The following is an 11,782-nucleotide window of genomic DNA, read 5'->3' as shown; positions in this document are numbered from 1 at the left end:
ATGCCATTTGATTTAGTCATTGGCTTTAGACACTAGCTCGCCTTTATTATTAAACGGCCAATCAATGCCTAACCAAGCCTTGAAGAAGGCTTTTTGCTGTTTAGTCGCTTTTGCATCGCCCTTAAGCACTAACTTACCGCTTTGCTGCTCCCCAAGGATGAGCTTAACTTGTTTGATTTTATCGTTGCTGAATAATGTTACTTCGATGCTATCGCCAGTCTTAAAGTCTTTAATGCGCTTATCAAAACCCGCAGCCGTCACCTTAAGACCATTAATCGCTAATACTTCATCCCCCGCGACGATACCCGCTTGCCACGCAGGGCCATTACGCAGTACTTGATCCAACACTAAAGAGCCATGGGCGCTGCTTAACGTCATGCCGGCAAATGCCTCGACTTTTGAATCTTTGCCATAGGACATTGCTAACCCAGCCTGCGATAACAACTCAGGGAAATCTAAGCTCATCGGGCTATTCACATTTGCCTGCCACCAAGGCGCATAATCTTTGCCGGATAAATCCTTAAGGATATGCTGCACATCACTAACCCCATAGCCCTTTGGCACACTGTGATCTTGATATAAACGGCGATGCACATCGCGGTATGAATGCTTTAGCTTAGTATCTTGGAGCAGCGAGAAATCTAACGCTAAGGAGGTTAAGTAACCCTCAGAATAGATATTCACACTGTGATTAATCGCATAATCACCGCCCGTACTGCTCCACTCTCCTGCACTCGCCTCGGCAACAGATTGAGTTTCACGCCCAGGGTTGAGTTGGTTTTTCTCAACGCGTTTAGCTAAGTCTTCGAGGAACTCTTTAGGCGTCATCACCCCAGCACGCAGCAGTAACTGGCCTTGAAAATAACTGGTAGAGCCTTCGGCCATCCACAGTAATTCCGTCATGTTTTCATGCTGATAATCATAGGGCACAAGTCCCGCAGGACGATAGGCCTTTACGTTCCAGGTATGGATAAACTCATGGGATGCTGTGCTAATAAAGCGTAGGTAATCCTTGCGCTCACGGAAACTAAAACGCGGCAGTTGGATAACCGTAGAATTTAAATGTTCTGTCGCGCCACTGGCGCCGCTAGTGGCGTGCACCATATACACATAACGATCAAAGGGATAATCATCCCAAATCGCCTTTGCTTGACCACTTAATGCCGTTAAATCCTTAACGACTTTATCGGCGTCATAGTTACCTTCACCCCAAAATACTAACTCATAGTTTTTGCTATTAGCACTGAATTGCTTATGGGTGCTCACACCGGTTTCGATAGGGGAATCAATTAACACATCGTAATTTTGCGCGATAAAAGAATGCGCTGGCGTGCCTGAAGCCATACCCGAGTAACTTTGCCACGTTTCAGGAACGTTCAATTGAACCGATACAGGCTCAGAGCGAAATTGCGGACTATACATGAACACGCCGCTGGCATCTAAATACGCGTGGCTCGCATCAATATGGCGAACCCTTTGGCCTAATTCATTGGCATACAACTGATAACTAACCGTTACGCTAGTTGGCTGCGTGAGCGCGACTTGCCATTCACCGCTCGCCGAACGTTTCCATGGGAGTTCATGACCTTGATTGTCTTTAGCGCTAAATAAACGCACGCCATCGGCCAAAGGCAATACTTGATATTTACCCGTGCGCCACACTGGCAGATTGACCGTAAAATCTGTGGTCTTCACTTCAGGAAAAGTCACACTCACTTGGGCGATATGATGCTCGGGTTTAACGAGGTCGATTTGATATTTCACATCGGCTAATACTTGGCCCGAAAATAATGCACTTAATATCAAGATTGATAATCTGTTGGGTTTCACTCTTGCTTCCTTCTGTTATTATGCTTCTTATGATTTTTCCAAGTATAACAAGTCGATGTAGCATCCTCATTAGGCGCTAACAAAAGCTAACAAAATAAGTTCCTTGACTTAAGGAATGAGGAATCACAGTTCAAATGCAAAAACTCACGGTTATTTTATTTACTTTGTTGCTGTCACTGCCTTTTAGCGTTCAAAGCCGAGATCTCGAAGCTGATGAGGTGGAGTTAAGAGAATCACCACAGCAAATGTATGATGTGCTCAACAAATCCATTTCCTTCCCCCTTGCGTTCCAAAACCGTGACCAATTTGAGCGTGCAGCCCAAGAGCAAGGCTACAGCCCAATCGAATTTGAACAGATTTTGTATCTGCTGACTCGGCTGAATATGGAGCCGAACGTGAAAACCAAGGTCGGTTTTCAAGACGCAAAAAGCTTGATTGAACTCTTAGCCACTGCGGCGCAATCGCCCTACGAACTCGCTATGGTCGCCATGTTGAATGGTCGTTACCTTGGCCGTACCGAACAGAAATATCAAGAAGCGATTGGCCTATATAATGAAGCGCTCACTCGCATCAACGACAGTTATGACATCGAAGCATTGATTCTTAAGCACAATATTCATGAGCACTTAGGCGGCTTACATTTATTGATCCGCCAAGAAGTACCGGCGTTGATGCACTTCCATACATACCGCGACATTGCCTATAAGCTCAGAAACGATTACTTAATCGCGGCGGCAGAAGCTAGACTTGGCTTTTATTACAATTTTAATCAGCAGCTGACCAAATCTTTACAGCATTACAGTGAAGCAATTCGGATCTCCAATCGCTCTAATTACCCGTCAATGAAAACCAATCTGCAATTGCAACTATCTAAGGTATACCGTGACTTAAAGCAATGGGATGAAGCGCTTAAAAACGCTCATGAAGCCGCGGCAGGCTTTAAAAAAATGGGCAATGACACCTATCTTTCAAGTTGTATGACAGTGATCGCCATGGTCTATGGCGAACAAGGGGATTGGAATAAAGCGATTGATTACTACCTTAATGCCCAGCAATTAGATGCCAAACGCGGTAACTATATTGCCCAAGGTCTTAATTTCCACAATCTTGGCCAAGCTTACTCAAATATTAATGACAATGTTAACGCCCTAAAATATTTACTGATGGCGAATCAAATATTTAAAGAAAAACAAAGCCATCACTATCAGGTTTATAACGAACTCTTAATTGGCGAAACCGCGCAAACCAATCAAGATTGGCCACTGATGATGACCCATGCCGACATCGCATTGGCGCTAGCCACCGACTTAAAACTGGTCAATGAACAAAAAGCCGCGCTCACACTGATTGCCTCGGCGTCGCAAAAATTAGGGGAATTAACCAAAACCATCGATGCCCAGACCCGTATCATAGAGCTAGGCAACACACTTGCAGAGAAAGAGAAAGAGAAAGACTCACCAGTGTCGACCTCAGCCCTTGCGGAGCAACAGCTCAAACTTGAGCTCAACATGGTACAGGGAAAACTTGCTGAGACAGTTAAGGAAAGCAACAGCACCCACACGCTACTGCTCATCAGCTGCCTCATTGCCGGACTCTTACTTCTGGTGATTGCGTATATGTTGCATCATCGCCGCAAAACCATGGAAAAAAACGCCGCATTAACCCGACTGAGCCTACAGGAACCCTTCACCCATAACTTAGGCTATGCGGCGCTATTAGCGCACTTAAGCTATAATCAAACTCAAGCGTCGACGACTGCCCTAGGGATTATAGCCTTCCCCGCCCAGCTCACGACCGACCTCGACTATGGCCAATATTTTAGTGATGCAGTAACAGCGCAACTGGCCACTCATCTAACCGATGCGCTCGCAGCACCAGTGTATGTGATACGCCAAGGCGTATTTGCAGTGCGTTTCACCCAGGCCGTTGAGCCAACGCACGTGCTCAGCCAGATACGCCAGAAACTCGACCAACAGCACATCGTCCATCATTTCCGGCTTGGTTTTGCCAACTTGCCACTGTTAGCGAAATCAGAAATCAAAATGGCCGCGAAATTAAAGTTCGAAACCGTGCAGATGGCGCTCGCCTGTGCCCGCAGTTTAGAGGGCAATAACGATTATTTTGTCGCCCTCAGAGCACTCGATTTTGTCCCTCTGAGCTTATTTGCCAATCCGTTATTTTTACACCTTGAAAAAGGCATTGAGCGCGGGTTAATCAGATTAGATACCAACGGAAATAAAGAGGATGTTCGCTGGCCTTGCTGGGAAAATAACCAAGATAGGCAATTACTGGAAAATATTTGATCAATATCAGCAATTAATCACAGAGTCATAGGTAAATCGCATTTGCACTCTACGCCCAGTGTTATAACATTAGTATCATATGAGTTAACAGCTAATCTGGACATAGGATCGTCATGTTTTTTAGCCTTGCAGAGTTAGGACAACACTCAGAATGAAGGATTCGAGCGCTACCGTTTCACAACTTGCCTTGCTGCAACAGAAACTTCATTCGGCCAAACTAGCCCTCGATGAAGTCAATGAAGACAGAAACGCAAAGTTACAGACATTACTGCAATTTATTGGTCACTTAAGCCTCGCCTGTAAAGGGCAAAATCTTGAGCTAGATAATAAACTCGCCAAACTTCGCCATAACTTAAATACGTTTGAGCGAGTCGATGAGGCGTTGCCAGAATTAGTCGATGTCGAGCGCCTGTTAAAAGGCCAATATCACCATGTGATGGTACAACTCGAAGAGAGTCGTGCGGGTTTGTCACAGGTGATCCGTCAGATCCAACGCGTTAACTCTGCACCTGAAAAACTCAAAAAAGAAGTCAATTACTTCAAACAAGATCTGGCTAAACCTTTCCACACAGTTTGGGAATATATTCCTAAAGTTAAGCAAATCATCGGCTTCTACGAAACCATATTACAGCTACAATTTAACGAATCTGAAAAACTCGATGTCTTGCCAAAACACAGGCAGCTAGCCCATGAGCTGGCGCAGATGATTTCGGAAATCGAGTTTCGTAAAGATCAGCGTGACCAAGTCTTAGTGATTAAAGAAGTGCTCTCTTCTGAGATTGAAGTTGATAGCTTGCTCGAAGCCTACCAAACCATTTTAGCGTTATTACTTGATAACATCGCCCGCGAGAAATCGGCATCGCAAGAGTTTTTGTTTGCCCTCAACGATGCCTTAGCCGCAGTGCGTGAAGTGGTCAGTGAATCTTACAACCACAATCAACGCAGCTTCCAACTCAAGACCCAGTTGAATCGTGAGATCAACACCCGCGTCGATAACGCCGGTGAAATCATTATCGATGTGGAAGATATTGTCGATCTTAAAGCCCAATTGACTGAGCAACTTAACTCCATTCGTTCGGCATTGGCCCGTAAAGAAGCCTTAGAGCAAAGAGAACAAGCCTTGCTGCGTAAGTCGATGGAGACGATGCGCAAAGAGCTTAATGAATTAAGTAACGAGGCGAACACCTACAAAGAGCGTTTGTTCGAACAGCAAAAACTTAACTTGCTCGACAGCTTAACTCAGTTACCTAACCGTGCCGCGTTAGAAGAGCGCATGGATTTGGAATACCGTAACTATCAACGGCATAAATCGCCCCTGTGGGTGGCGGTTGCCGATATCGACCACTTCAAAACTATCAACGACAGCTTTGGTCACAGCACGGGCGACAAAACCCTGCAGGTGATTGCGATGGCCTTGAAAAACTCGCTACGCGATACCGAATTTGTTGCCCGTTATGGCGGCGAAGAATTTGTCCTGCTATTACCCGATGTCGCACCTGCTGATATCGCTCAACTTTTAAACAGAGTGCGCGAGAAAGTAAAAAATATTCCATTTAAATTTAAAAATCAGAGAATTACAGTTACAGTATCTATAGGGGCTGCGCAAGTTATGGGAAGTGAGCTCATACATGAGACCTTCGAACGCGCCGATGCAGCACTCTACAAAGCGAAACACGAAAGCAGAGACAGGGTTGTGATTGACGTATAATTGAGCCCCACTATACGCCTCCTCTAATCACTCCTGTCATGACGAAGGAGTGGTAAATGATAGTAAAAGTCAGCCCTAAAGGCAGCATGGATCAGCTTTCGCAACTTGAAGTTGATCGTCTCAAAAAAAGTGCCAAAAGCACGCTATATCAACTGTACCGCAACTGCTCCTTAGCAGTGCTTGCCGCGGGTTTAAAAACCGACAACTCTAAAGCCCTATTCGAGCAATACCATGATTTCGATATCCACGTCCTACAACGGGAACGCGGTGTTAAATTAGAATTGGTCAATCCCCCTGAACAAGCCTTTGTCGATGGTCAAATAATCACTGGCATTCAAGAACATCTGTTCTCTGTTTTACGCGACATCCTCTATATCAGCGACAGATACGACTCGCTCAAACACATTAATCTGACCAACGCCCACCATATCACCAATGTGGTGTTTGATATTTTGCGTAATGCGCGGGCAATTGCCCCCATGAAAGACCCTAACGTCGTGGTCTGTTGGGGCGGGCACAGTATTAATGCCATCGAATACCAATATACCCGCGAGGTAGGTTATCAACTTGGCCTGAGGGAATTGGACATTTGTACTGGCTGTGGTCCTGGCGCGATGGAAGGCCCGATGAAAGGTGCGGCCATAGGTCATGCCAAACAAAGGATTAAAAATGCCCGTTATATTGGTTTGACTGAGCCGAGTATTATTGCCGCCGAGCCACCGAATCAAATCGTCAATGAACTGGTGATCTTACCCGATATTGAAAAACGCCTCGAAGCCTTCGTGCGTTTAGGTCACGGCATTATTATCTTCCCAGGTGGTGCTGGCACGGCGGAAGAGTTGCTCTATATCTTGGGTATCTTACTCAACGAAGAAAACCAAGAAACCCCTTTCCCGCTGATCCTCACAGGCCCCACGGAAAGCGCCGATTACTTCATTAAGATTGATGAGTTTATTGCCTCAACCTTAGGCCCTGAAGCTCAGAAAAAGTATCAAATCATCATAGATAATCCCACTGAAGTGGCGCGTATCATGAAGAAAAGCATGGAGCAGGTTAAAGCCTATCGCCGCTCAACGGGTGATGCTTACCAATATCAGTGGGCACTGAAGATTGAATCTGAATTCCAGTTACCTTTTGTCCCGAGCCACGAGGTGATGGCAAACTTAGACTTGCACTTCCAAACCAATAAAGCCGAGCTTGCCGCCAACCTGCGCAAAGCGTTTTCGGGTATAGTGGCGGGTAACGTCAAGTCGGAAACAATCAAGCACATAGAGCGCGATGGTCCCTTCCAATTGAAAGGCGATCCTAAACTCATGGACATGATGGATAAGCTCTTGAGTGCATTTGTGCAACAGCAAAGAATGAAGCTTCCCGGAAGCGCTTATATTCCTTGCTACCAAATAGTGAAATAGAGAGCGAAACAACGACACCCCATGAACAAGTTTTTAATCATCGATGGTCTCAACTTGGTTCGCCGCATCTATGCGGCGATCCCCGATGAAGCAGATATGCAAAGCCTCACAGAGCGCGTCAGTTCGGCGTGCACTAAACTGCTGCGGGTGCATCGCCCTACCCATGTAGCTATCGTGTGGGACGGTGATGAAATCTCATGGCGTAAACAGCTTTATCCCGATTACAAAAAAGGCCGTAAACCTATGCCAGAACCACTGGCGCAGGGTTTAGTTGCGCTGCAAGACCACTTAACCGCAATGCACATTGGCTCTATTTATGCCGCCGCCGAGGCCGATGATGTGATTGCGACACTGGCGATAAAAACCGCCAAAGCGCAAGGTGAAGCCATAATTGTGTCCACCGACAAAGGTTTTAGTCAGCTTAATCATCGCCAAATCAGTCAATGGGATCACTTTAATCAGCAGTACCTCGATATTGCGGCGTTGGAACAAAAACTTGGTGTTGAGCGCAGCCAATTTCTCGACCTGATGGCATTAGCGGGCGACAGCGGTAATAAAATTCCTGGTATTGCGGGCATAGGCCCTAAGTCGGCCGCCGAGTTATTGAAAACCTTTAGAAGCTTACCGACCTTGTTCTCCTCCTTATCTAACCTAGGCGCTAAGCAAGCGAAGAAGCTCGCCGAGGGCAAAGAGATGGCGAGGCTGAGTTATAAGCTGGCGCAGTTACAAACGGACCTACCACTCAATATCAACTTGAAAGACTTTCGCGTGATTGACTCCCCACCTGAAAAAACCATCAATCAAGACTAAACTTCTGTTAACACAAAGTTGCAATTAACGCATTTACCTTAGCGCAACAAAAGCGTATTTTATGGACGTGCTCAAGTGACTCATCTAATGAGGTAAAGGAATAACTATAAATGAAATCAAAAGTTTCAGTAATTATTGGTAGTATTTTTGCCGCCTACGTCGCCTTTGTCGCTGTGGTTGTACTGGTTTATGAACCAACGCCAGAAGACATGAATTGGGAGGACCGACAGGCCTATAACAGCCAGAAGATGAACGATTTAACCTTAGGGCAAAATATCGGTTCAGTAAAAGAATTGCTCGGTAAGGCCGACTTTTCTGAGGCAAAAGCCGTCAAGGAAGCTAAGTTACAGGTACTCTTTTATCGCACTCACCATGAAAAGTCAGACGGTGTGACGACCAAAGAGGAATGTACCCCGCTTATTTTTGAAAATGATAAGTTGATTGCTTGGGGCCAAGATACCTATAAGCAATACCTCGATGCGGGCACAGACACTGTGCTCACTTCCGCCCACGAGACATTGAGCAGTAAATAAATACGACTGACAACTAAATAAAAACGCCACCTAATCGGTGGCGTTTTTATTTTCATAATTAACCAACTGAACGTCTTAGTGACTGCATACCTAGGTCACTCAGTGCGATAGCAATAAGCTAAATCAGTCACTTATTCATCATCTGCCTTGTACTCGACATAGGCTTCGCCTTTGCTGAGCCATTCTGGTGCGGGTTTACCTTTCAGATAATGGTCGAAATACTGCATCATACGAATGCTGTAATCGAGCTTGTTCGGGTACTTTTTCAAGTGATGCGGCTCATCCTCGTATTGCAAGAACACCACATCTTTACCCGCACGGCGCATAGCCAAGTACATTTCAACACCTTGCTCCCAAGGTACCGCATCGTCCTTATCACCAAACATGATCATCAAAGGCGTTTGAATACGGTCAGCGTAAAATACTGGCGAGTTTTCAATGTACTTTTGCGGCGCGGCAAACAAACTCGCGCCAATGCGACTTTGGCCAGTTTCATACTGGAACTGACGCGCAATACCCGTACCATGGCGAATACCACTGTAGGCGCTGGTCATGTTCGATACTGGCGCACCGGCTACCGCTGCCTTAAACATCTTAGTCTGAGTAATGGCAAACGCCGTTTGGTAACCACTCCAAGAATGACCTTGCAGCCCAATGGCATCGGGATCGGCAATGCCCATCTCAATCAGCTTTTGCACGCCTGAGGTGAGCGCTTGCACCGAACTCGCGCCGGGGTAACCAATTTCAAAGCGCATATCCGGTAAGAACACCGCATAACCATTATTGATATACCAAGCAAAATTAGGTCTGTGGTTAATGTTCATTTGCGGGAAGGCATGCAGTCTATCCGTCATAAAGCGATAGTAATAAACCAACACAGGAACGCGCTGACCCGCTTGATAATTAGTCGGCTTGATCAGCACACCATCTAACGGCTTACCATCGCCATTCGTCCAGTGAACTAACTCAGATTGGCTCCAGTTAAAGGCTTGACGTTGCTTATCTAAATCCGTTTGCTTAAGCGCATTTTGCGGTGCGCTATAGTTAGCTGTATACAAATCAGGGAATAAATCGAAACGCTCCTTAGAAAACACAATGGTATCAGCGTCTTTGCTGCGGCCTAACACAGTCAATTTATACTCGCCTTGCATCAGCGTCTTCACGCCCGCTGCGCCTAGCGTCGCTTGGTAGAAGCCATCACCCTTAGTTTTATCGCTATAACCGTGGAGTAACACAGTGGCGTTATAGGCAAGCTCAGTCGGTTCATCGGGATTATCGACTAAGCCCTCAAGACGATATTGAATTTTCTGGGTGCGCCCTTTACCTGCGGTTAAGGCAAAACCTGCCTTAGATTCAGTATTAAACTGCCAGACATCATATTTATCGTAAACCAAGAACCCAGCGTCATCTTTCAGCCAAGGGCCAAAACCGTATCCCGGCGCACTCGATGGATAGTCATGGTCTTCATCGGCAAAGCTGACCTTTAATGATCTTGTCAGGTTAGTGCGATGAGCCTCAGCAATATCATAAAGATACACATTACCTTGCTGATAATAAGCTACATACTTGCCGTTACCCGACAAACTTGGCTCGGCATCGCTCGGCTGCTGAGTCAAAAAAGGCACCTTACTGCCAGTGTTAATGTCGACCAGATAATAGTCTTGATAGAAGCCCGCCCACGTCGCCATCTTGCGATAGGGCAAATCTGAACTCGCCAACATAAAGCGCTTATGTTGTGAAATGGTCACATCTGGAACAGTTTTATCGCCAAGCTGCACCACGTTATTTGAGCCTAAATGCAATACCGCAAGGTAAGTGCGTTTTTGCTCATCCTCATATTGCTTGATTTCGTGAGGTTTAATCCGTGGGTCGTTACCATGCCACACCTTAAGCCCGCGCTGTCCAGTAACAATATCGGCATCGAACAGGTCTTTTTCTTCGGTGATTTTCTGCAAACTAAGCTGCTGGCTCACCTCTGGCACGCGGCCGAAGAACAGCCGTTCGCTATCCAATGAGAAGCTTAAACTTGTGTAGCGATTAAGTTTCCACTCAGGTGACTCAGGAGTTTTGCTGATTTTACCCGATTGCAAATCGACCAACGATAACTGATAGCTGCGACCATAGGGCAACTCGCTATCTTTGCCCTGCGTAAACGCCAGCCAACGACCATTTTTAGCCAGCGCTAACGCACCAACCTGTTGGCTAGGCGAATCAAAAACGACGGTTTTTTGGTGGGTATGTAAATCCACTAATTGCAATTGATGCTGTTTATTGGCGATATCATTCACCGCTAACGCAAGTCGGCGGCTCGCCTTATCAAACACATAACCAGTCACTTGCTCAACATCGATGCGCTTAGTTTGATCGTCTAAACTGATCAAACTAAAACGGCGGTCTTGGTCAAACTTATCAACCTTTGGCTTATCGGCTTTAGCATGAGTTTGTGTGCCTGCTTCAGCGAGTTTTTCGATGGCTTTAGGCTCAGCATCTTTTTTAGACTCTTCATCGGCCTCAAACCACATTGCCAAATGCTTACCGTCCTCACTGAACACGAATTCCTTCACGCGCTCAAAGCGGGTTTGAGTGCCCGTTTGGGTATCGAGTAATACCATGTCGGACTTGAGTTTTTTCTTCGCCTTGGCATCACTCGTTTCACGCGTGAGCAAACTCGGTTTGACCACCACAGCCACAAAGCGACCATCGTGACTCACTAAAGGATCTGACCCACCCGCAATTTGATAACTTTGCTGCGACAGCACATTTATCACAATGACGTGACTATCCCCGCGATCGGGCGCAGACTCGACCGCGATGACTTGGCCCTTATCTGCGATAACCGGCTTTTCAAGGGATTCAAAGTGCATGATGTCTGTGAGGGTGAGCGGTTTAGTGCTGGTTTCAGCCTGCACTGCTGGCAATATTCCAAGGGATAACAGCACCAGAGATGTGATAGGGATTAACTTCAATGTCTTCCTCTTTTATATATTTGTTAGACTAAAGTAGACTTTTTTAACCATTGGCTCTCCATCATGGTGAGAACCCAGTATTTTTACAAGTTATACCACATAAAAAATCGTGATATTGCTCACTATTTCCTGTGAAGTTTGACCAAAGATGGTTAAAATAATAGGCAGAAAAAATACCAAATTCATAGTCCTGCTATCCAGTTAACGCTGGGGCAGACAA

The 11,782-nt window shown here is 46.0% G+C and carries 7 protein-coding genes; 5 read left to right on the top strand and 2 right to left on the bottom strand.

Annotated features, from left to right (window positions below; all coding sequences use genetic code 11):
- Window positions 1-12 precede the first annotated feature (12 nt).
- Window positions 13-1,830 carry a M61 family metallopeptidase gene (locus NE536_RS16705; protein WP_261273389.1) on the bottom strand — a complete coding sequence of 606 codons (1,818 nt, stop codon included), beginning with the start codon at window positions 1,828-1,830 and terminating at the stop codon, window positions 13-15.
- 134 nt (window positions 1,831-1,964) lie between these two features.
- Between NE536_RS16705 and NE536_RS16700 the strand changes: the two genes are divergently transcribed.
- The 5 genes from NE536_RS16700 (at window position 1,965) to NE536_RS16680 (ending at window position 8,596) form a co-directional block, all read left to right on the top strand.
- Complete coding sequence (locus NE536_RS16700) at window positions 1,965-4,133, top strand: tetratricopeptide repeat protein (RefSeq protein WP_261273388.1); 2,169 nt, start codon at window positions 1,965-1,967, stop codon at window positions 4,131-4,133.
- 151 nt (window positions 4,134-4,284) lie between these two features.
- Entirely contained in the window at window positions 4,285-5,841 is a 1,557-nt protein-coding gene (locus tag NE536_RS16695; protein WP_107404121.1) for a GGDEF domain-containing protein, read from the top strand.
- Window positions 5,842-5,897: 56 nt separating this feature from the next.
- The gene (gene ppnN, locus NE536_RS16690; RefSeq protein ID WP_006080898.1) at window positions 5,898-7,253 is read left to right on the top strand and encodes a nucleotide 5'-monophosphate nucleosidase PpnN; all 1,356 of its coding nucleotides are present in this window, start codon (window positions 5,898-5,900) and stop codon (window positions 7,251-7,253) included.
- 21 nt (window positions 7,254-7,274) lie between these two features.
- Window positions 7,275-8,063: a flap endonuclease Xni gene (gene xni / locus NE536_RS16685; protein WP_261273387.1), complete on the top strand. Its 789-nt coding sequence runs from the start codon at window positions 7,275-7,277 to the stop codon at window positions 8,061-8,063.
- Between the two features lie 110 nt (window positions 8,064-8,173).
- Window positions 8,174-8,596 carry a DUF3192 domain-containing protein gene (locus NE536_RS16680; protein WP_006080896.1) on the top strand — a complete coding sequence of 141 codons (423 nt, stop codon included), beginning with the start codon at window positions 8,174-8,176 and terminating at the stop codon, window positions 8,594-8,596.
- A 131-nt stretch (window positions 8,597-8,727) separates the two neighbouring features.
- Here NE536_RS16680 and NE536_RS16675 read toward each other — a convergent pair whose 3' ends face one another.
- Window positions 8,728-11,562: a S9 family peptidase gene (locus tag NE536_RS16675; RefSeq protein WP_261273386.1), complete on the bottom strand. Its 2,835-nt coding sequence runs from the start codon at window positions 11,560-11,562 to the stop codon at window positions 8,728-8,730.
- Between the last annotated feature and the right edge of the window lie 220 nt (window positions 11,563-11,782).

Origin of the sequence: Shewanella septentrionalis (assembly GCF_025370265.1) — a bacterium.
Taxonomy (GTDB): Bacteria; Pseudomonadota; Gammaproteobacteria; order Enterobacterales; family Shewanellaceae; genus Shewanella; species Shewanella hafniensis.
The sequence above is the reverse complement of the archived record's forward strand: the minus strand, read 5'-3'. Positions and strand labels throughout refer to the sequence as shown.

Bases quoted from the DNA above. Each gene is read 5' to 3' on its own strand.
- xni (WP_261273387.1), top strand. From the start codon at position 7,275: ATGAACAAGTTTTTAATCATCGATGGTCTCAACTTGGTTCGCCGCATC.
- NE536_RS16695 (WP_107404121.1), top strand. From the start codon at position 4,285: ATGAAGGATTCGAGCGCTACCGTTTCACAACTTGCCTTGCTGCAACAG.
- NE536_RS16680 (WP_006080896.1), top strand. From the start codon at position 8,174: ATGAAATCAAAAGTTTCAGTAATTATTGGTAGTATTTTTGCCGCCTAC.
- NE536_RS16700 (WP_261273388.1), top strand. From the start codon at position 1,965: ATGCAAAAACTCACGGTTATTTTATTTACTTTGTTGCTGTCACTGCCT.
- ppnN (WP_006080898.1), top strand. From the start codon at position 5,898: ATGATAGTAAAAGTCAGCCCTAAAGGCAGCATGGATCAGCTTTCGCAA.